We start from the raw sequence: 19512 nt of genomic DNA on the forward strand, positions 1-19512 counted from the left end.
ATGCGAGATCGTCATGAAAAATTTCATCCTGAGGCGCCTGCTGCAAACGCTGCCGATGCTACTGCTGGCCTCGTTCATTATTTTTATGCTGTTTGCCAAAACCCCCGGCGACTTTATCGATGGCAATATTACCCTGACCGCCGCCCGCGCTGCGGAGCTGAAGGCGATCTATGGCCTCGACCAGCCGCTGTTCACCCGCTATCTCCACTGGCTGGGACAGCTTCTGCGCGGCGATTTAGGTTTTTCGCTGCAGTATCAGATCCCGGTCAGCCAACTGCTCAATCAGTACATCTGGAACTCTTTTCTGCTGGCCAGCGTCGCGCTGGTCTTTTACTGGGGCATTGGCCTGGCGGTCGGCGTGGTGTCGGCCCTGCGACCTGGCTCCTGGTTTGATCATCTGGTGAGCGTTGCGGTGTTTGCCGCCATGTCATTCCCCACCTTTTTCCTCTGCCTGTTGCTGATTAAATGGTTTGCCGTCGATCTCCACTGGCTGCCGGTAGGCGGGATGACCAATACCGGCAGCGACGAAAGCGGCTGGCAGTATGTGCTGCAAGTGGCTGCCCACCTGGCGCTGCCGGTGCTGGCGCTGGTGATGCTGCAGGCGGGCAGCCTGACGCGCTATGTGCGCGCCAGTATGCTCGACGTGGTGAAAATGGATTTTATCCGTACCGCCCGCGCCAAGGGATTACATGAGCGCACGGTGATCCTTAAACATGCGTTGCGCAACGCCCTGCTGCCGATCATCACCCTGCTGGGCTTTGAGCTGCCGGGGCTGTTCTCCGGGGCGATCATTACCGAAAAGGTATTCAACTGGCCGGGGGCAGGCCACATCCATATCGACTCGCTGGCCGCCCGCGACTATCCGGTGCTGATGGGGTTTACTCTGTTTCTGGCGGTGCTGACGATAGTCGGTAATTTGCTCGCCGACGTGCTGTACGCCTGGGCCGATCCGCGTATTCGGGTGAGGTCATGATGATCCTGTCTTACTTTGCTTCCCGTCGCCGCCAGCGGCAGGCGGCTATCCCGGTGCTGGCGCACATTACCCCCTCTCCCTGGCGCCAGGGATGGCGACAGCTGCGCCGTAACCGGCTAGCCATGTTCTGCCTGATCCTGCTGGCCGTAATGGCGGTGTGGTGCGTGCTGGGGCCCGTCTGGTCGCCGTGGAAAGATGATGCCACCGACGCCTTGAGCATCAACCAACCGCCCGGCGCGGAACACTGGCTGGGGACCGATTTCCTTGGTCGCGATATCTACACCCGCCTGCTGCTGGCCGGGCGCATCTCGCTGATTATCGGCCTGCTGACCATGGTGATGTCGGTATTCCTCGGCTATCTGCTCGGCGCCCTCTCGGGTTATGTCGGTGGGTTAACCGACAGAGTGATCATGCGCGTGGCCGACCTGGTGATGACCATCCCTGGATTGCCGCTGTTGATTGTTGCCGGGGCGATGCTTTCCGAGCTCGATTTTTCCCCGGACTCGCGCATCTATATGGTGGTGGTAATGCTCAGCCTGCTGGAGTGGCCCCGACTGGCGCGGCTGGTGCGCGGGCAATGTCTCTCCCTGCGCGAACGCGATTTTATGCTGGCCACCCAAGTACTGGGCCTGTCGGCGCGTCGCCGGCTGTTTGGCCACCTGCTGCCGAATACCATTCCGATTCTGGTGGTGATGGCGACCATGGCTGTCGCCAACGCCATTCTCAGTGAATCCGCGCTGAGCTATCTCGGCCTCGGCGTGGTGCCGCCAACGCCGTCGTGGGGCAATATGATGGATGCCGCCAATAGCCTGATTGATTTCCAGCGCCGTCCCTGGCTGTGGATGCCGCCTGGGATCGCCATCTTTCTCACCGTGATCGCCATTAACGTGCTGGGCGATGGCCTGCGCGACGCCATGGATCCCAATATGAAACCGAGGCTGAAATGACCCTACCGTTAGTCTCTTTTAATCATCTCTCCGTCTCTTTCGCTGGCGAACGTCATCGCGTGCGCGCGGTGCAGGACGTCTCTTTCACGATTCAGGCCGGGCAAACCGTTGGCGTGGTGGGCGAGTCCGGCTGCGGCAAAAGCGTCACCGCCATGGCGCTGATGGGCCTCCTGCCGTCGCAGGCAGCGCGCATCGACGGCGGCGAAATTCGTTTCGCGGACCGCGATCTGCTGCGGCTGAACCCCAGACAGATGGCCGACCTGCGCGGCCACCAGCTGGCCATGATCTTTCAGGAACCGATGTCGGCCCTGAACCCGGTGTTGACCATCGGCGAACAGCTGTGCGAACCAGCGATCCGCCACCTCGGCGCCACGCCGAAAGCCGCCTGGCAGCTGGCTACCCGGCTGCTAAGCGAGGTCGGCCTGGCGCGCGGCGACAGCCTGATGGCCAGCTACCCCCACCAGCTATCCGGCGGCATGCTGCAGCGGGTGATGATCGCCATGGCGCTGAGCTGTCAGCCCAAACTGCTGATTGCCGACGAACCGACCACCGCGCTGGACGTCACCGTGCAGGCGCAAATCCTGCGCCTGCTGCGGGACCGGGCGCGGGCCAGCCAGATGGCGATGATGCTGATTACCCACGACCTGGGGGTGATCGCGCAGATGGCCGAACAGGTGGTGGTGATGTATGCCGGGAGGATCGTGGAACAGGGCGCCACGGCGGAGGTGCTACGCCATCCGCAGCACCCTTATACGCGGGGGCTCATCGCCTCCCGCCCGGTGCCGGGCGAGCGGCGTCGGCGACTGTACTCGATTCCCGGTCAGGTACCGGATCTGGCCGCCCTGCCGGCGGGCTGCGCTTTTGCCGGGCGCTGCGAACGGGCGACGCCGCGCTGCCGGGAGGCGATTCCGCCGCTGCTCGGCGAGCGCCAGCGGGCCGCCTGCTTTTATAGCGAATTTGCGGAGGCGACAGCATGAGCGATCGCTATGTTATTGAAGTGGATGGATTGAAGAAGTATTTTCCGCTGCGCGACGGCCTCTTTGGCCAGCAGACCGGCGAGCTTCGCGCGGTGGACGGCGTCAGCTTTAACATCCGTCCGGGCACTATTTTTGGCCTTGTGGGTGAGTCCGGCAGCGGCAAAACCACCGTCGGCCGAACCCTGCTTGGCCTGTACGAGAAGAGCGCCGGCAGCGTGAAATTTCACGGTCAGGAGCTGGCCGACCTGACCGCGCCTGCCCTGCGCGCCATACGGCCGAGGATGCAGCTGGTATTTCAGGATCCCTACAGCTCGCTGAACCCGCGGCTGCGTATTGGCGAGGCGATAGGCGAAGCTATGCTGCAGCACAAGCTCTGCACCCGCGATGAGCTCTATGACCGGGTGATCGACGTGATGAAGATCTGCGGCCTGGCGCCGGAACACTACGCCCGCTTCCCGCATCAGTTTTCCGGCGGCCAGCGCCAGCGGATCGGTATTGCCCGGGCGCTGATCCTCAACCCGGATTTTATCGTCGCCGATGAGCCCATCTCGGCCCTCGATGTGTCGATTCAGGCGCAGATCATCAATTTGTTTTCCGACCTGCGCGACGACCGCGGCGTCACGTTTCTGTTTATCTCCCACGACCTCGGGGTGGTGGAGCATTTATGTGACGATGTGGCGGTGATGTATCTCGGGCAACTGGTGGAAAGCGCCAGCCGCGATGCGCTGTTCAGCCGCCCCCTCCATCCCTACACCCGCGCTCTGCTAGCCGCGGTGCCGACCCTCGACCCGCACAGCGAACCGCAGGCGCTGGTGCAAGGCGAGATCCCGGATCCGACCAATCCTCCCGCCGGCTGCCGCTTTTCATCTCGCTGCCCGCAGGCCGGCGATCGGTGCCGCAGAGAAGCTCCGGCGCTGCGCGAGGTGGCCCCTGGCCATCGAGTGGCCTGCCATTGGGTCGCGTCCTGAGCGCGGCCGACGGGGGTTATTTATTTCTAAACAACCGGTCGATTGTGCGCAGCGGCGCCAGGATTTACTATCCGCTCCGTCTTGTGAGACGCGTTATGAATGAAGCGTAATATTTTTGTTCATTTTTGCCCGATGGCTTCGGGCATTTTTTTGCGACACGCCCGGGAGCGATCCTGCCGGCGACAAATTTAGCGGGGCGCGGTCGCCCGTCTGTCAAAACGCAGCAATGGAATTGCTCGCCCGCTTCCCGCTATTCCTTAATGACCTTCCCGTGAAATCCCGGAAAAAAATAAGACTATATGAGATTGCCTGAGGCATAGCGTTATCTTATTTTTTAAGCGTGTACTCCACATTAAGGAAGCAAGATCATGCTTAAGCGTCGCACTATTAAAACAGCACTGGCGGCGGTTATTTCTCTCGCCGTCATGGCGGCACCGGCCTATGCCAACCCGGGTAACGGTAATGGCAATGGCAATGGCGGCGGTAATCACGGGAACAGTGGTAACCATGGCAATAGCGGCAATCATGGTAACAGCGGTAACAGCGGCGACCATGGTAATAAAGGACAAAATAAAGGTCAGTCCACCGCCGATCATGGCAACCGCAAAAACTACGGCAAGCCGGACCACGTCGACAGCGATATTAGCTTCTCACGGGCGCGCTCCCTGGCCGTGAACTACGGTCTGGTCGGCTATCAGGCGCTGCCTCCGGGTATCGCCAAAAATGTCGCCCGCGGCAAACCGCTCCCTCCGGGTATCGCGAAAAAGACCCTGCCAGCTTCTATGATTAACGATCTGCCCTATTATCCGGGCTATGAATGGAGGGCGGTCGGCGATGACCTGGTGCTGGTAGCGCTGAGCACTGCCATTGTCACCGCCGTGATTAACGGTGTGTTTGACTAACTCACCTGCTTATTGAAAAGCCTCGCCCCGGCGAGGCTTTTTTTGTGCCTTGCGCTGGCGAGTGACAACTCGCTGGCATCATCGCTAAGATAATGGCTCAACCAACCCGGGACCGACTATGGACAAAGACACTGTAGTGACGCTGTTGAAGTACAAGCGCTGGATTGACCTTGCCACCTTACAGGCGATCCGCACGATAGACGGAACAGTACATGGCGAAAAACGCCACCTGACCCTCAGGCTGATGAACCATATCCATGTCGTTGACATGATTTTCCGGGCGAATCTGCGCGGCAGGACGCACGGTTACACCGCGCTGAATACCCCCGAGACGCCAACCATTGATGCGCTGGAAACGGCAATGACCGCCTGTACGGACGAATACATTCACTACGTCAGCGCCATGACCCCCGCCGATTTCCACGAACGTATCGCCTTCAAATTTGTCGACGGCGGCGACGGCAATATGACCGCGATGGAGATGCTGAACCACATGCTCTTTCACGGCGCCTATCACCGCGGCGCGGTGGGCTGGATGATTGGCGAATGCGGCGGCGTGCCGCCGAAAGATGTGCTGACCGTTTTCCTGCGCGACCATCATTCCTGAGGATGCGAGACCATCAGCCGTGAATCGCGCGGATGATCAGCAGCAGTTCTGCCTGATTACGGGTGTGGGTTTTCCGGTACAGGGCGCTAAGGTGGGTTCTGATGGTGGCGATAGATACGCCCAGATGTAAGGCGCACTCATCCGGCGTCATGCCCCGCACCAGCAGCTCCGCCACCGCATTTTCGGCAGGCTTGACGTTAAACAGTTCCATCAAGGCGCTGCCGGTGAGAAACGGCTCGGGAATAATCACGCAGGCCATCCCGGTCTGGCGGGCCGCCGGGATCACGAGGATCGGTTTCGGCTGACGCCCGGCGGTATAGCACACCCCTGCCCTCGGCGGCTCTGCCGTCCGGGTGGCCTGCTCGATAGCCCGTTTCAGTTTTTTGCTGTCGGTATCAAGGCACAGCGTATCGCCCCCGTTATACCAGGAGAGGCGGGCGTTGGCGCGCAGGTAGCGTTCGGCATGCGCGCTGGCGTAGAGAATTTTACCGCCATGATCCACCAGCCATACAGGGTAGATCCCGTTGTCCATCACCGCGCTCTGGTATTGTATGGTGTCTCGCAGCTGTTCAAATCGGGCGTGAAGCTGGCAGGCGGTTTTTAGCGCCGGGATCAAACGCCTGAACAGCTCAAACTGCGCCGGCTGTGGATAAGCCGCCGTATTGGCCGTCATCAGTGACAAATAGGTGGCATAGCCATTGAGGGTGCACAGCTTGACGCTGGTAAGATTATTCAGATCGTTGGGGTGATGAAACTCATTGTAATAGACGCTGCCGGCAATAAATTTATCGCCTAAATACTCGCGGTCCCGGTACATTTGCCCGACCGGTAACGCGGTCAATATTTTTTCGGCGGGATCGATGGCCAGAAACACGTCGCGATAGGCGGTAAAGACTTTTTCCTCGAGCAGGAGTGAATCGGTCAACAGGTGCGCATTGCCTTTATCGTAGAACAGAAATGCCGCGTACTGATGGCCGGTGAGGAACGCCAGTTTCTGCAATGCCGATTTCCACAAATCGGGATCCAGGGTGGCCATCAGCACCGTTTCCAGGATCTCGATATAAATCAGTTCAGGATCACTCGCCATACCGCCACCTGTGAGTCACTGTTTCCGCGGCCGGAGCGGCGCATGTGGCCGCCCTGATCAGCATAGTTCCGCCAGCGAAACAATGACAGTCCCGGTTCGCTGAGCGGACCGGGAAAGGCGGTTGCCGGGAGCGTGACGCCAATGCGCTATCAAGGGGGCTCAGGATCCGCTGTTGCGGGTTTGGAAATCGCTCCCCTTCCGGCATAGCGTCCGCCAGACCATCAGGGCGCACAGCAGGGTGACGACCGCCAGCCCGCTAAACAGTAGCGTATAAGCAGAGTCATAGCTCTCGCGCAGCGCCCGGAGGGAAAAGTCAGGCAAAAGCGCAGCCGCCTGCGGCATATTGCCGGCTCCCAGCCAGCCTGCGGCGCGGTGAATCACCTCGGGGGCATACCCGTGAACGCGACTCTGCAGGGTCAGGGTATTGCTTGCCGTTAATACCGCGGAGACTATCGCCAGGGCGATCCCCTCACCGGCAACGCGAACGGTGTTGAACAGGCCTGCCGCCATACCGGCTTTCGCCACCGGCACAGCGGATATCGCCAGGCCGTCCATCAACCCCCAGGGAAGCGCCGCCCCCGCCCCACAGAGGATCAACGCCAGCACCAGTTGCGGAAGATGGTTACTGTGAAAAGCATTCCCCAGCAACAGCAACCCGACGGAGGCCATCATCAGCCCTCCCGTGGATACCCGCCCCGGTGAAAACCAGCGGGTAAGCAGGACCGCAACGGATGGGAAAATCAGCATCGGCGCGGTCAGCGCCATCAGATACAGCGCGCTCTTCGACTCACTCATCCCCTCTCCGCCCATAAAATGCAGTGGAACAACAATCAGCAGGACCACGTAGCAACAGCAGGTGGCGACAGGCAGCAACAGTACGCCGACAAAACGCGGATGGCGCAGCAGGGAGAGTTCCAGCACCGGGTTGCTCACCCTCCGGCAGCGCACGGCAAACGCCACGAACAGTCCCGCCGACGCGATGAACAAGGCCAGCGTGGTCAGCGATAAAAAGCCGCGGGCCGGAATGACCATAAGCGATGCAGTAAACAGCATCAGAGCCAGCGTAAACAGGGTTAAGCCGAGGTTGTCAGGTGTCCGCGGCTGGCTTTGTTCTGCCGCCGGCAGATACGCCAGACCGATAAGCAGTACCATCGCCGAGAGCAGCGCAAACAGGGCGTATACGCCGCGCCAACCCACCGCGTCGGTCATGAAGCCGATCAGCAGCGGGCCGAACGCCAGGCCGGCGCCGAACACCGTGCCCAGGATGCTGAATGCCCGCGTCCGCTGAGCACCATCATACAGCTGGGCCAGCGCCGCACTGCCGCTGGCTAAAATCATCGCCGCGGCCAGACCTTGCAGCGCCCTCAGCACGCCTGACAGGAAGAGATTGTGCGTCAGACAAAACAGCAGGCTGCTCAGGCAAAACAGCGCGGCGCCGGCGATAAAAATACGTTTTCTGTCGATGGCATCCGCCGTCACCCCTGCGGCCAGCAAAAAGCTGCCGAAAGTCAGCATAAAGCCATTGGTCAGCCACGACAGCGCAGCGGGAGAGCCGCCCAGCGACTGCTGTATCGCGGGGGTGGTCATGACGCCGCCGGTAAAACTTAACGGCAGCAGCAAGGCCGCCATAAAGACAGAAAGCGCCGCCAGGGCGCTGGCGTATCGGGAAGGTGTTCTGGCGGTGAGTAACATCGGGCGGCCCTCATCAGTCGGCAAGGAATGAATAAACTATCGCCATCCTATTGCGGATGTTCTTGCCGATAAATAGACTGAAAATATCTTCTTAAGAGACATAAGGTTTATAATCAATGGACAGCCTCACCTCGCTGACGTCCTTTGTCCGCACCGCCGAAATGCTAAGCTTTGTTCAGGCCGCCAGGCTGCTGGGCATATCTGCCTCGGCGGTGGGTAAGAATGTCGCCCGCCTTGAGCATAAACTGGGGGTCCGGCTGTTCAACCGCAGCACCAGAAACGTCAGCCTGACGGCGGAGGGGGCCGCGTTTCTGACCCGCTGCCAGAGTATCCTGGAGCAGATCCAGGAGGCCGAGTCTGAGCTGACCAGCAGTCTTTCACAGCCCACCGGTAAACTGAGGATTTCACTGCCTGTCATCGGCTACCGCCTGTTGCTCCCTGCCCTCACCGCCTTTAGCCGTCTTTATCCGCAGGTTGAACTGGATCTCGATTTTAGTGACCGGCTGGTCAATCTGATCGATGAAGGATTTGATGTCGCTATCCGCAGCGGCGAACTAGCGGACTCCCGCTTGATCGCCAGAAAGCTGGGGGGCTTTCGTTTTGTGCTCTGCGCCAGTCCGGCCTATCTGGCGGAATACGGCGTTCCCGGCTCGCCAGCGGAATTAGCGGCGCACAAGTGCATTTTTTTTCGCTTCCCCGCGACAGGGCTGATCCAGCCCTGGGAACTGCGCGATATGCGGCTGACGGGAGATTTCAGGGCCGCTGCCATTATGACAGTCAATAACATTGAGGCCGCCATTCGCTTAAGCGCGGCGGGGATGGGCATCGCTTATGTGCCTGATTTTGTCGTGCGCGAGGCCATCAACGAGGGACAACTGCAGGAGGTGTTGCCCGGCTGTTGCGTCAAGGATGGGCATTTCTCGGTCCTGTGGCCCGCCAGCCGCTACCTGTCACCGCGAATACGCTGTTTTATCGATTTTATGGCTGCGGCAGAGATACCCTTGCCACCCGTATCGGCAAGCCCTACCCCCTGAAAAGCTCAGCGCCGGATGTCCTGCCGCGCGGCCAGCGAAAGCCGGCGGCAGGACATACCACTCAAGGGAGCATCTTACCCTTTGGCAAAATTGGCCTGGATCCGCTGCTGCAGATAATCCTCGGCGCTGATGGGCGGGTACTTTCTCTGCGGCCCGAGGATCTCGACATCTTTATTGGCCTGGCAGAAAAACGCCAGGCTGTAGCGCGGCCCCTGATATTCGTGGGGCAGCGGGTTTCTCACCCGGTGGAAGTTAGACGGCAACTGGTCGTCGCTCCAGCGCATTAGCATATCGCCGATATTGCAGGTGATGACCTCTTCGCGCGGCTCAATGCTGGTCCACTGCTGGCTTTCGCGGTCCTTGCCGGGACAAACCTGCAGGCCGCCCTGACCGGGGCGCTGGAACAGCAGCGTCAGACAGTCAAAATCGGTATGCGCGCCGGCCCGCCACATTCCCTGCTGCGACTGCTCGGTTGCATAGTAGTGCAGCATGCGCAAGGTGCTCTGATAGGTGTCACGCTGCGGATCGTGCGCGGTGGTGAAAAACGATTCCGGAAAACCGAGCTTTAACGCAAAGCAGGAGAGGATCTTCATCCCCAGCTGCCAGCACTGCGATTCAAACCCGAGCATCGTCTGTCGGAAGCCTGGCAGCTCCCGATCGCTGGGCCAGCGCCCATCCATCAGCGGGCGGGTTATCTGATAGGACTCTTTTTGATCCGGCGTGCGGGTCGACGGCCGAACCTGCGCCTTGCTCTCCCAGCCGGCGTTGCCGGCCAGCGGATACTGGCGCTTCACCTCGTCGGGCAGGTTGAAAAACGCCTCGGTCGTGCTGAACGCCTGGCGGATCTCCGCCAGCGGAATACCATGGTGGCTGACCTGGAAGAAGCCGATCTCCACCGCCGCCTCCCACAGTTGTTCGGCAATATCATGTTTTCTTTCGGCAAAGTTCGACAGGTCGATACAGCGCACTTCGCGGGTGAAGGTCTCTTCGCCCTCGGCGCCCATCAGCGCCTCTTTTTCCAGTTCCTGTAAGGCATAGCGTTGATTCTGGGTGGTTGCGTTCATCGTCATTATCCTGTTATCAGTTAAACAGCGGCGCGCTGTTGGAGGGTACGGACGGCCGCCAGCGCGTCGTGGCGCATCGCGTCAAGGTCGAGACCGGGAATGGCGTCATCTTCCACGATGGGTCGGCCATTGAGCAGCAGCGCCTTCAGCGCGGCGCGCCCGCCGCAGGCCACCGGGCCAATGGCCATATCGTGCAGGCCGAAGTAGCGCGGATCGTCCAGCCGGTAAATGGCGAGGTCCGCCTGCATCCCGACCTGCAGAGTGCCGCTCTGCGCTAAGCCGAGGATCTGCGCCCCGCCGGCGCTGCCCCAGCGCACCACATCCTCCACCGTGGCCGCATCGGCCCCGCCCTCGAAGGTGCCTCCGGCGTAGCGCGGCTGCGCCAGCATCCCCTTGCGCGCGCGCTGCAGCAGCCATGCGGCGTGGGCTTCGCTTTGCATATCCGCCGCCTCATTGGAGGCAGCGCCATCCACCCCCAGCGAGACCGGGACCCCGGCCTGCTCCAGCGCCAGCAGATCGGCGATGCCGCTGCCCAGCCGACCGTTGCTTTGCGGGCAATGGGCGATGCCGGTTCCGGTGCGGCCCAGCAGGGCAATCTCCTCCGGCAGCAGCTTCACCAGATGGGCAAACCACACGTCATTTCCCAGCCAGTCATGCTCCGCGCAGAACTGCACCGGCGTCATGGCGAATTTCTGCCGCGCGGCGTCAAGATAATCGACGGTTTCCGATAAATGGCTGTGCAGCCGGATCCCCAGCTGGCGGGCCAGCTTCGCCATCTCCCGCAGCTGGGCGCCCGGCGCGGAGTGCAGGACGGTAGTGGGCGCCATCACCACCCGGCGCAGAGAATCGGGCCGGGGGTCGTGATAGCGGCTGACCAGCCGTTCGATATCCGCCATATAGCCGTCGAAGGTTTCCGGACGCAGCGCCACCGGCAGATCCTGTTCCACCGCCCGCCCCTGGGTCGCCCCACCCCGGCACAGAACGATGCGCATCCCCAGCGCTTCCCCTTCGCTGAAGACAATCTCCGAGGTATCGAAAGGCATATCTGGCCAGTACAGGTAGTTGTGATCCGCCACGCTGGCGCAGCCCGAGCGCAGAAGCTCCACCAGGCCAATGCGCACCGCCAGACGAAAAGTATGCTCATCGAAAGCCGCGCGAAAGCGGTACGGCGTGGCGCTCAGCCAGGCCGTCAGGCTCTGGTTCAGCCCCTGCGGCTCGCCCTTCAGCAGCGACTGAAAAAGATGGTGGTGCGTGTTCACCCATGCCGGATAGATCACACAGTCGCGGGCATCGATCTGTCGCTCTTCCGGCAGCGGCGTCAGGCTGCCGATGGCCGCAATCTTGCCGTCGCGGATGCGAATATCTGGCCCGGCCAGCCGCGCCGCCTCTCCGGGCAGACCGCTGAGGATGGCATGGGCATTTTTAATCATTAATGACATGGCGTCGCTCCTCAGGGTTTAACCTGCATGGCCTGAACAAATTCGGTGGTGTAGGCCTGTTTCCAGTCGGTGGCCGCCGCCAGCAGACCGGCGCTGACCATAAAATCGCGGGTCTTCTGCCAGCGCGCGTCGGTCATCGTCCCCCAGCCCTGGCTGGCGGCATCCCCGCCGTCGATCAGATGATGCTCACGGATCTGGGTCACGCCCCAGGCGAGCAGATCGTCGGTCATTTTCGGATTGTCCTGCTTAATCAGCGCATTGCCCGGCGCCGGATCCTTGAGATAGCTCACCCAGCCCTCCATTGAGGCGCGGACAAACTTCGCCATCGCCGCTTTACGCTCGGCGATGGTGTCCGGGCGGGCGATAAGAATGCCGCCATAGGGAGGGTAACCATGCTCAGAAAAGAGGAAGAAGTTCGCCTTCACCCCAGCCTTCTGCACCTGGAACACCTCGGAGCTGACATAAGCCTGCTGGGCGACAGCGTCGTCGACGACAAAGGGTTGAATATTGAAGGTGTAGGGGCGAACCTGAGCGTCGCTCAGCTGGTATTGTGCCTTCAGCCACGGCCACCATGTCGCCTGACCGGAGCTGGAGACCAGAATGGTTTTATCTTTCAGCCCCTGCAGGGAGGTGACATCGGCGTGGGTCAGCAGCCCCTGGGGATCGTACTGAAAGGGAGCGGCAATGGCTTTCGCCTGGAAGCCGCGCTGAATGCCTTCCAGCAGCTGCAGATCGTAACCGATGATCACATCGGCCCGCTTCGACAACAGCAACTGCATGCCGTTGACCTGGGGGCCACCGGAGCGGATCTCGACGTCGAGACCATATTTTTTGTACAGCCCAGTGGCCTGAGCCTGATAATAACCCCCCTGCTCCGCCTGAGCGTACCAGGAGGTCAGCAGAACGATTTTCTCCTCGGCCTGAACGGCCAGCGAGACACCGCCGAGGGCCATCAGGCCCAGCCAGCGTAAACCCCGGGGAAGGCGTGCGCCTGTTTTCATTATCCCTCTCCTCTTTACGCCGGGAGGGGGAGCGAGCGAATGTGGCTCAGCCTCCCATCCCGGTCAACATTGAACCGCGACATGGTGACTGAGCAATGTCCCGTATGGATAACCCGTACTGACCGCTTCTACTCACACTTAGCTATACAAAAACAATGCCAGATTTTATCGCCCGCGCGCGGCCGCGCAAAATCGCCTGCGCCGCCGCCCTGGGGCATGCAACCTTTGATTCATGCACACAAAAAACGCACCATTATGGTGCGCTAATGAATGATTTTAGTGCCTGCCGGTCTCTCACAGCTGGCTGAAGAGCATCTCCAGCTGGTTCAACATCATCGAGGCGGCAAGTGAAAGCTGGCGGGCGGGCGAGACGCACAGCGCCAGCGTGAAAGGCTTAAGCTGCGGATCGGTAAGCGGCACAAACGCCAGCTGGCCGGACTCGATCTCATCGAGAATATCCAGCCGGCACAGGATGCCGATACCCATCTGCTCTTTAATCAGGGTGCGGATCATGTGGATGTTATTCGACACCGCCACCTCCTTCACCTCGTTGCCGCTGATGTTCACCAGCGCCTCTACCGGTTCGCTGATCATCAATGGGGCGGAGGGCAGGATAAACGGGTAGTCGATGCACTGGCTAAAGCGCACAGCGCTGCGGCTGGCCAGCGGATGGCCGGTCGGCACCACGATCCCCATATTCATTTCGGCAAACGCCCTCACCTGCAGTTCACGGGAGGTCTGCGGATTGAGCATGATGCCGAAATCCGCCTCGCCGGAGATCAGCGCCTGCTGGATGTGGATATTGTTGATGGTGGTCAATGTAAAAGAGATGTTGGGATAATGTTTATGCACCTCTTTGAGCATCGTCGAAAAGAAATGCCGGTTAATGGCATCGATGGTGGCGATGCGCACATGCCCGCGCCGCAGTCCGCGCAGGTCATCCAGCTGCTCACAGACCCGGGTAAAGTCCTTTTTCCAGTTATTGGCCGCATGCAGCAGCAGCTCCCCGGCGGCGGTCAGCCGCAGCCCGGTGGGATGGCGCTCGAAGAGCGGCATCGCCAGCTCCTGTTCCACGCGCAAAATCTGACGGTCGATAGAGGACGCAGAGACATGCAGCGCCTCTGACGCTTTACGAAAAGACCCCTGACGGGCCACTTCAGTGAAATAGAGCAGAAATCGGGAGAAGGCAAACATCGTTTGGGTGCTCTCTTTTTTGCAACGGGTTGTGCGAATCAAAGCTCTGGACGCAACAGTTTTATCACAATACCGTAGCATTCATAGCGGAGAAACGATCGTTTCACCCATTTTCTTGCACGCCGGACAGTTCACCGCGAAGGGGAGTTATCTCTTCGCCGACCCTGGCCGCCCTGCAGACAGCGGAATGAGGGAGAGTAAACGGTAATGCACAGCCACGATTTTATTTCGGTCTCGGTCGGGGAAATACGGCCTAACGGCGAGGGAAATCTGTCTTTAATATTGCAGGCAGCGGCCGGGGAAATATTACCGGCCTACTCCGCCGGGGCGCATATCGATATTATTATTCCCGGCGTCGGCTCCCGGCAGTATTCCCTGTGCGGCACGCCTGACCGCAGTAATACTTATGAAATTTGCGTCAGACTGACTGACACCTCCACCGGCGGCTCACGCTATTTGCACCAGCAGCTCAAAGCCGGCGATCGGCTCTCCATTTCGCAGCCGCGCAACCATTTCCCCCTGCCGCAAGCCGGGCGCTACCTGCTGTTTGCCGGCGGTATCGGCATCACGCCGTTGCTGGCGATGGCTGACGCGATTGCCGCCAGAAAGGGTGAGCTGGAGCTGCATTATTATGTCGCCAGCTCGCGCCAGACCGCCTTCTCCCCGCGCCTGGCTCAGCTGGCCGCGAGCGGCACGGTGGCGATTCACTGCAGCGAGGAAGGCGAGTCGTTTCGCCAGCAGATCCCCCCATGCTTAACCGCGCCCGATCCTGATACCGCGGTGGTGGCCTGCGGCCCGGAGGGCTTTATTCAGCGACTGCGGTCGGTCATGGATGAATATCGCTGGTCGCCGTCGCAATTTGTATTCGAGCGCTTCACTCCCGCGGCGGAAAATAATACTGCGGCGAAAAACGCTTTTTATATTGAGCTGGCCTCCAGCGGGCAGCGTCTGCAGGTCGCCGCGGATCAAACCATTGCTCAGGTATTACAGCACGCCGGGGTGGAGGTCATGCTCTCCTGCGAACAGGGAATGTGCGGGTCATGTATTACCGGGGTCCTCGACGGGATCCCCGAGCACCGGGACAGCGTGCTGACGGCGGAAGAGAAAGCTGGCAACGACCAGATCACGCTCTGCTGTTCGCGGGCGAAATCGCCGGGTCTGGTTTTGGATCTGTGAGGAGACTGACGATGACATTCTCCTCCTCTTGCGCGCCGCTCACCGGTATCAGCCGCGCCCGACTCCCGGCCTGGGCGCTGCCCGACGGCTGGCCGACGCAGGCCAACGGTGAACCGCTGCTGGCGGACCTGGTCTTTCGCGATGGCCGGATCGCCGCATTGACCCCAACCGACCAGCCGACTCCCGGCCTGTGGGACCTGGCGGGGGCCCTGACGCTCCCCGGTCTGGTGGAACCCCATGCCCATCTGGATAAAACCTTTACCATTGAACGCTGCCGTCCGGCGCAGGCCGGGCTGCTGCCGGCGATCCACGCCATGCATGAGGATCGCCGACACTGGACCGGGGCGGATATTCAACGTCGGGCGTCCGCCGCGCTGGCCCGGGCGGCAGCGAATGGCGTGACCCATTTGCGCAGCCATATCGACTGGTTTACCGCCGACGCGCCGGACGCCTGGCAGGAGATCGCCCGCCTCGATACCGGCGGCATCACCCTGGAGCGGGTGGCGCTGGTCCCGCTGCCCCTGTTTCAGGATCCGGCGGATGCCGAGGCCATTGCCCGTGCGGTCGCCAACAGCGGGGAGCGCTGCCTACTGGGCGGCTTCATCCACTCCTCCAACTGGGACGCCGCCGCCATGGCAAACCTGCTGCATAGCGCAGCCCGCTGGAAACTGGATCTGGATTTGCATATCGATGAGGAGCTCAGCGAGGTGTCTCAGGGGCTGACCTGGTTGGCGGATCATCTCTCCCGCCACCCTTTCCCCGGACATATCTGCTGCAGCCACGGCTGCGCGCTGGCCGCCGGCAGCGACGCGCAGGCGGCGCAAATCCTGCGTCAGCTGGCGGCGCACGGCGTCACCCTTATCGCCCTGCCGATGACCAACCTGCTGCTGCAGGATGCGACGTTCGGCCGCACGCCGCGCCAGCGGGGGATCACCCTGCTGCACGAGGCGCAGGCCGCCGGCGTGGCCACCCTGCTTGGGTGCGACAACGTGCAGGACGCTTTTTGTCCGGCGGGAAGCTACGACCCGCTGGACACCCTGGCCTGCGGCCTGTTCAGCGCCCAGCTTAGCGACCCGTTCGACCGGCAGTCGCGGCTGATCTGCGATCGCGCGGCGCTAACCGGTTCGCCGGCAGACGCGGTGCCCTTTGCCGTCGGGGCGGCGGCCAGCGTGGTGATTTTCCCGGGTAGCGACCGCTTTACCTGGCCTTTAAACAGCGCCGCCCGTCTGGTGGTTAACCACGGCAGGTTAACCCACCGGCGAGTGTGGCAGGAGGAGATAGCACATGAGTCTTGAAGCAGGCGCGGGGGCGCCGCTGGCGCGGTATGCCGCCTGGCGCAGAGCCGGCGATTTTATCTTTCTCTCCGGCATTATTCCGGTCAATCCCCTGACCGGCACCATCGTCAATGGCTTTCAGGATGTGCCTGAGCCGGTGCGGGAGCTGCTGGGGGCGACCGGCGAATTTTCAACCGATGCGAAACAGGGGCCGATCCTCGCCCAGAGCTGGTACGTCCTGGAAAGCATCCGCCGCACCGTGGAGTCCGCGGGAGGGCAGATGAGCGACGTTATCAAGCTGGTGCAGTACTTTCGCAACCTTGACCATTTTCCCTATTACAGCCGGGTCAGGAAGCTGTTTTATCCCGGCCAGCCGCCCGTTTCCACCGTGGTGCAGGTCAGCGAAATGCTGCCCGACGCCACGGTATTGATTGAAGTCGAAGCAACCGTCTGGTTACCCCAGCCAATTCACTCGAGGCACCGCGATGATTAACGGTTACATTCCTGCAGCGCGCTTTCTCCCTTTCCTGAGCTGGACGGACGTGGCCGCCCTGCCGGATAAAAGCAATACGGTTATCGTCCTCCCCACCGGGGCGATCGAACAGCATGGCCCGCATCTGCCCTGCTCGGTGGACAGCGTGATATCTTCCGGCGTGGCGGGCCATGCCCTCGCCAGGCTACCGGCGGCGATCCCGGCCTACGCCATCCCGCCGATCGTCTACGGTAAGTCAGAGGAGCATCTGCATTTTCCCGGCACCCTGACCCTCAGCGGCGATACGCTGCTGCATACCCTGCTGGAGATCGCCGAATCTCTCTATCGGGCCGGTTTTCGCAAGCTGCTGATGATCAACGGCCACGGCGGCCAGCCGCAGATCCTGCAGATCGCCTGCCGGGAAATGCGCCTGCGCCACGGGGATTTCATCGCCATCCCGCACGATGTGTTCAACGTGCCCAACTGCGAAAAACAGTTTCTCAGCCCGCATGAACAGCGGATGGCGATGCACGCCGGCCATAGCGAAACGGCGCTGATGCTGGCGCTGGCGCCGGAGTGCGTTCATATGGAGCGGGCGGTCGCCAACTTCCCGCCGGAATTCCCCTGCCCGACCCTGTCGAAAGGCCGCCCGGCGGCGGCATGGGCAGCGTATGACTTTGGCCCCAGCGGGGTGATTGGCGACCCGACCCCGGCGACGCGGGAGCAGGGCGAAGGGCTGCTCGACTCCCTCGCCGCCAGCTGGGCGCAGGCAATCATCGAGATCCACCGCATGGCCTGGGTCGAACGTCGCGAACCGACCTGGGGCAAACAGCACTGGCACGGCTTTGTCCAGTCCCTCCCCCCCTCTATCGCTGCTGATTCCAAGGAGCCCTGATGAATACCAGATCGACGCCAGTTTTAACCCTGCTGACCGTGACCGCCCTCGCCACCTCAGCCTCCTCCTTCGCGGCGGAGAAGTTTACGTTTCTCACCAACTGGTATGCCCAGGCGGAGCACGGCGGGTTTTACCAGGCCCAGGCCACCGGGCTGTACCAACACACCGGTCTCGATGTCGAAATTAAAATGGGCGGCCCGCAGATCAACGTTATGCAGCTGATGGCGGCCGGTCAGGCGGACTGCACCCTTGGCGACAACGGCCAGGCGCTGGAGACCTGGCAGGCGGGGGTGCATGCGGTAACCGTCGCCACCGTGTTCCAGCACTCGCCGACGGTGTTTATCACCCATAACAAAGTAAGCAACCCGGCTGAGCTTAAAGACAAAACCTTCCTGCTCGCCACCGAGGCCTATACCTCCTTCTGGCCGTGGGCGAAGAGCGAGCTGGGTCTGGCTGGCAGCAAAGTGCGCCCCTATACCTTTAACGTCCAGCCGTTCCTCGCCGACAAAAATCTGGTGCAGCAGGGCTACGTCACCTCCGAGCCGTTCTCCGTCGCCAAAGGCGGGCAGCCGTTCTATGTCTATCCTCTCAGCGACTGGGGCTACCCGCCCTACGGCAACTCGATCATCTGTATGGCGGACACCATCCGCAAACGTCCGGCGGCGGTGGCGGCCTTCGTCAAAGCCTCCATGGAGGGCTGGAAAAGCTACCTGCAGAATCCCACCCCCGGCAACAACCTGATCGGCAAAGCGAATCCACAAATGGGCGCCGAGCAGATCGCCTTTGGCATTGCCCAGATGAAGCACTACCAGCTGGTGACCGGCGGCGATGCTAAGACCGGCGGCATCGGCATCATCACCGAGCCGCGGCTGAAAAAAACCTGGGACATGCTGGTGAAAAACAAACTGATCGACGCCAGCAAGGTGCCGTTTGAGCAGACTTACACCCTGGAGATGGTCAAAGACGCCGGAGTGATGCCATGAATACCGCCCCGAAACTGACCGTGATGAGCGACACCCGCTTTACGCCCGCCTCCGCCACGCCGGCCATTGAGGTGCTGTCGGCGGAGAAGATCTACAGCAACGGCACCCGGGCGCTGCTGCCCGTCAACCTGACCATCAATCAGGGGGAGTTCATTACCCTGCTCGGTCCGTCCGGCTGCGGTAAAAGTACGCTGCTGAAGATGGTCGCCGGCCTGGTGGAGCCCAGCGACGGCAAGCTGATGCTGTGGCGGCGCGACAGCCGGGAAAAGGCCCAGCATCCGCTCTCGTTCGTCTTCCAGGAAGCCACCCTGATGCCGTGGAGCAGCGTGCGCAATAACGTCAGGCTGCCGCTGGATCTGGCCGGCGTGCCGCGCGCGGAAGGTAATACCCGGGTGAGTGAAGTCCTTGAACTGGTGGGGCTGGGCAAGTTCGCCGACGTCCTGCCGCGCGAACTCTCCGGCGGCATGCAAATGCGCGTCTCCATCGCCCGCGGTCTGGTCACCCGGCCAAAGCTGCTGCTGATGGATGAGCCCTTCGGCGCGCTGGATGAAATTACGCGCAACAAGCTCGACAGCGATCTGCTGCGTCTGTGGCAGGAGCAGAACCTGACGGTGGTCTTCGTCACCCACTCGATCCACGAAGCGGTGTTTCTCTCGCAGCGGGTGATCATGATGGCGGCCCGTCCCGGACGGGTGGTGGAAGATATCGCCATCCGGGAGCCGTTCCCGCGCAGCGAGGCGTTCCGCGTCAGTCCGGCCTTTTCCCTGTATGCCCGTCAGCTGCAGGACAGTCTGTTGCAGGCCAGCCAGTCTGGTATGGAGCCATAA

General features: G+C 61.3%; 19 protein-coding genes and 1 pseudogene. 13 read left to right on the plus strand and 7 right to left on the minus strand.

Translation table 11 applies throughout. The annotated features are described in order from the left end of the window. Positions 1 to 13: 13 nt before the first annotated feature. The 6 genes from ABLU73_RS18010 to ABLU73_RS18035 all read left to right on the plus strand — a co-directional run bounded on the left by ABLU73_RS18010 (position 14) and on the right by ABLU73_RS18035 (position 5374). A complete protein-coding gene (locus tag ABLU73_RS18010) occupies positions 14 to 973 on the plus strand; it encodes an ABC transporter permease (RefSeq protein ID WP_004202926.1) in 960 nt (319 codons plus the stop codon). Continuing rightward, positions 970 to 1920, plus strand: a complete 951-nt coding sequence (opp4C, locus tag ABLU73_RS18015; protein WP_114465568.1) for an oligopeptide ABC transporter permease — start codon at positions 970 to 972, stop codon at positions 1918 to 1920. The genes ABLU73_RS18010 and opp4C overlap by 4 nt, the downstream gene beginning before the upstream one ends. Then, positions 1917 to 2897, plus strand: a complete 981-nt coding sequence (locus ABLU73_RS18020) for an ABC transporter ATP-binding protein (protein ID WP_023318454.1) — start codon at positions 1917 to 1919, stop codon at positions 2895 to 2897. Before opp4C ends, ABLU73_RS18020 begins: the two co-directional genes overlap by 4 nt. Next, complete coding sequence (locus ABLU73_RS18025; RefSeq protein WP_124989287.1) at positions 2894 to 3865, plus strand: oligopeptide/dipeptide ABC transporter ATP-binding protein; 972 nt, start codon at positions 2894 to 2896, stop codon at positions 3863 to 3865. The genes ABLU73_RS18020 and ABLU73_RS18025 overlap by 4 nt, the downstream gene beginning before the upstream one ends. Positions 3866 to 4233: 368 nt before the next feature. After that, positions 4234 to 4767 carry an anti-virulence regulator CigR family protein gene (locus tag ABLU73_RS18030; protein ID WP_048294989.1) on the plus strand — a complete coding sequence of 178 codons (534 nt, stop codon included), beginning with the start codon at positions 4234 to 4236 and terminating at the stop codon, positions 4765 to 4767. 118 nt (positions 4768 to 4885) lie between these two features. Then, positions 4886 to 5374 carry a DinB family protein gene (locus ABLU73_RS18035; RefSeq protein ID WP_094334033.1) on the plus strand — a complete coding sequence of 163 codons (489 nt, stop codon included), beginning with the start codon at positions 4886 to 4888 and terminating at the stop codon, positions 5372 to 5374. A gap of 13 nt (positions 5375 to 5387) precedes the next feature. On the opposite strand, the gene ABLU73_RS18040 is transcribed toward ABLU73_RS18035, so the two are convergent. The 3 genes and pseudogenes from ABLU73_RS18040 to ABLU73_RS18050 form a co-directional block, all read right to left on the minus strand. Further along, the gene (locus ABLU73_RS18040) at positions 5388 to 6191 is read right to left on the minus strand and encodes a LuxR C-terminal-related transcriptional regulator (protein ID WP_308706235.1); all 804 of its coding nucleotides are present in this window, start codon (positions 6189 to 6191) and stop codon (positions 5388 to 5390) included. A 156-nt stretch (positions 6192 to 6347) separates the two neighbouring features. After that, positions 6348 to 6461: pseudogene (locus ABLU73_RS18045) on the minus strand (LuxR family transcriptional regulator); the annotation flags it as partial. 159 nt (positions 6462 to 6620) lie between these two features. Continuing rightward, the gene (locus ABLU73_RS18050; protein ID WP_114506141.1) at positions 6621 to 8153 is read right to left on the minus strand and encodes an MFS transporter; all 1533 of its coding nucleotides are present in this window, start codon (positions 8151 to 8153) and stop codon (positions 6621 to 6623) included. A 116-nt stretch (positions 8154 to 8269) separates the two neighbouring features. On the opposite strand from ABLU73_RS18050, the gene ABLU73_RS18055 reads away from it, so the two are divergent. Continuing rightward, entirely contained in the window at positions 8270 to 9187 is a 918-nt protein-coding gene (locus tag ABLU73_RS18055) for a LysR family transcriptional regulator (RefSeq protein WP_264924253.1), read from the plus strand. Between the two features lie 74 nt (positions 9188 to 9261). Here the strand turns inward: ABLU73_RS18055 and ABLU73_RS18060 are convergent, their stop codons facing one another. The 4 genes from ABLU73_RS18060 to ABLU73_RS18075 form a co-directional block, all read right to left on the minus strand. Beyond that, the gene (locus ABLU73_RS18060; RefSeq protein ID WP_116397434.1) at positions 9262 to 10251 is read right to left on the minus strand and encodes a 2OG-Fe(II) oxygenase family protein; all 990 of its coding nucleotides are present in this window, start codon (positions 10249 to 10251) and stop codon (positions 9262 to 9264) included. Between the two features lie 20 nt (positions 10252 to 10271). Then, positions 10272 to 11690 carry an amidohydrolase family protein gene (locus ABLU73_RS18065; protein WP_032435162.1) on the minus strand — a complete coding sequence of 473 codons (1419 nt, stop codon included), beginning with the start codon at positions 11688 to 11690 and terminating at the stop codon, positions 10272 to 10274. 11 nt (positions 11691 to 11701) lie between these two features. Further along, on the minus strand, positions 11702 to 12691 hold the full coding sequence (locus tag ABLU73_RS18070) for an ABC transporter substrate-binding protein (protein ID WP_043519923.1): 990 nt from the start codon (positions 12689 to 12691) through the stop codon (positions 11702 to 11704). Between the two features lie 294 nt (positions 12692 to 12985). After that, positions 12986 to 13885, minus strand: a complete 900-nt coding sequence (locus ABLU73_RS18075) for a LysR family transcriptional regulator (RefSeq protein ID WP_004202952.1) — start codon at positions 13883 to 13885, stop codon at positions 12986 to 12988. Between the two features lie 207 nt (positions 13886 to 14092). On the opposite strand from ABLU73_RS18075, the gene ABLU73_RS18080 reads away from it, so the two are divergent. From ABLU73_RS18080 to ABLU73_RS18105, 6 genes are read left to right on the plus strand one after another with little or no spacing between them, the layout of a single operon-like run. After that, the gene (locus ABLU73_RS18080; RefSeq protein ID WP_264924698.1) at positions 14093 to 15061 is read left to right on the plus strand and encodes a PDR/VanB family oxidoreductase; all 969 of its coding nucleotides are present in this window, start codon (positions 14093 to 14095) and stop codon (positions 15059 to 15061) included. Positions 15062 to 15072: 11 nt separating this feature from the next. After that, on the plus strand, positions 15073 to 16356 hold the full coding sequence (locus tag ABLU73_RS18085; protein WP_114508220.1) for an amidohydrolase family protein: 1284 nt from the start codon (positions 15073 to 15075) through the stop codon (positions 16354 to 16356). Then, positions 16346 to 16828 (plus strand): RidA family protein, encoded by a 483-nt coding sequence (locus ABLU73_RS18090; RefSeq protein WP_049003312.1) that lies wholly within the window; start codon positions 16346 to 16348, stop codon positions 16826 to 16828. The genes ABLU73_RS18085 and ABLU73_RS18090 overlap by 11 nt, the downstream gene beginning before the upstream one ends. Next, a complete protein-coding gene (locus tag ABLU73_RS18095) occupies positions 16821 to 17702 on the plus strand; it encodes a creatininase family protein (RefSeq protein WP_017899559.1) in 882 nt (293 codons plus the stop codon). Before ABLU73_RS18090 ends, ABLU73_RS18095 begins: the two co-directional genes overlap by 8 nt. Further along, positions 17702 to 18685: an ABC transporter substrate-binding protein gene (locus tag ABLU73_RS18100; RefSeq protein ID WP_264924697.1), complete on the plus strand. Its 984-nt coding sequence runs from the start codon at positions 17702 to 17704 to the stop codon at positions 18683 to 18685. The genes ABLU73_RS18095 and ABLU73_RS18100 overlap by 1 nt, the downstream gene beginning before the upstream one ends. Further along, complete coding sequence (locus ABLU73_RS18105) at positions 18682 to 19512, plus strand: ABC transporter ATP-binding protein (RefSeq protein WP_032431880.1); 831 nt, start codon at positions 18682 to 18684, stop codon at positions 19510 to 19512. The genes ABLU73_RS18100 and ABLU73_RS18105 overlap by 4 nt, the downstream gene beginning before the upstream one ends.

The organism is Klebsiella sp. GG_Kp175, from assembly GCF_040062325.1.
In the GTDB taxonomy this organism is placed as follows: domain Bacteria; phylum Pseudomonadota; class Gammaproteobacteria; order Enterobacterales; family Enterobacteriaceae; genus Klebsiella; species Klebsiella quasipneumoniae.

Coding starts and splice junctions, on each gene's coding strand:
- ABLU73_RS18025 (WP_124989287.1), top strand. CDS start 2,894: ATGAGCGATCGCTATGTTATTGAAGTGGATGGATTGAAGAAGTATTTT.
- ABLU73_RS18085 (WP_114508220.1), top strand. CDS start 15,073: ATGACATTCTCCTCCTCTTGCGCGCCGCTCACCGGTATCAGCCGCGCC.
- ABLU73_RS18105 (WP_032431880.1), top strand. CDS start 18,682: ATGAATACCGCCCCGAAACTGACCGTGATGAGCGACACCCGCTTTACG.
- ABLU73_RS18050 (WP_114506141.1), bottom strand. CDS start 8,153: ATGTTACTCACCGCCAGAACACCTTCCCGATACGCCAGCGCCCTGGCG.
- ABLU73_RS18030 (WP_048294989.1), top strand. CDS start 4,234: ATGCTTAAGCGTCGCACTATTAAAACAGCACTGGCGGCGGTTATTTCT.
- ABLU73_RS18040 (WP_308706235.1), bottom strand. CDS start 6,191: ATGTACCGGGACCGCGAGTATTTAGGCGATAAATTTATTGCCGGCAGC.
- ABLU73_RS18070 (WP_043519923.1), bottom strand. CDS start 12,691: ATGAAAACAGGCGCACGCCTTCCCCGGGGTTTACGCTGGCTGGGCCTG.
- ABLU73_RS18100 (WP_264924697.1), top strand. CDS start 17,702: ATGAATACCAGATCGACGCCAGTTTTAACCCTGCTGACCGTGACCGCC.
- ABLU73_RS18010 (WP_004202926.1), top strand. CDS start 14: ATGAAAAATTTCATCCTGAGGCGCCTGCTGCAAACGCTGCCGATGCTA.
- ABLU73_RS18055 (WP_264924253.1), top strand. CDS start 8,270: ATGGACAGCCTCACCTCGCTGACGTCCTTTGTCCGCACCGCCGAAATG.
- ABLU73_RS18065 (WP_032435162.1), bottom strand. CDS start 11,690: ATGTCATTAATGATTAAAAATGCCCATGCCATCCTCAGCGGTCTGCCC.
- ABLU73_RS18080 (WP_264924698.1), top strand. CDS start 14,093: ATGCACAGCCACGATTTTATTTCGGTCTCGGTCGGGGAAATACGGCCT.
- ABLU73_RS18090 (WP_049003312.1), top strand. CDS start 16,346: ATGAGTCTTGAAGCAGGCGCGGGGGCGCCGCTGGCGCGGTATGCCGCC.
- ABLU73_RS18035 (WP_094334033.1), top strand. CDS start 4,886: ATGGACAAAGACACTGTAGTGACGCTGTTGAAGTACAAGCGCTGGATT.
- ABLU73_RS18095 (WP_017899559.1), top strand. CDS start 16,821: ATGATTAACGGTTACATTCCTGCAGCGCGCTTTCTCCCTTTCCTGAGC.
- ABLU73_RS18060 (WP_116397434.1), bottom strand. CDS start 10,251: ATGAACGCAACCACCCAGAATCAACGCTATGCCTTACAGGAACTGGAA.
- opp4C (WP_114465568.1), top strand. CDS start 970: ATGATGATCCTGTCTTACTTTGCTTCCCGTCGCCGCCAGCGGCAGGCG.
- ABLU73_RS18020 (WP_023318454.1), top strand. CDS start 1,917: ATGACCCTACCGTTAGTCTCTTTTAATCATCTCTCCGTCTCTTTCGCT.
- ABLU73_RS18075 (WP_004202952.1), bottom strand. CDS start 13,885: ATGTTTGCCTTCTCCCGATTTCTGCTCTATTTCACTGAAGTGGCCCGT.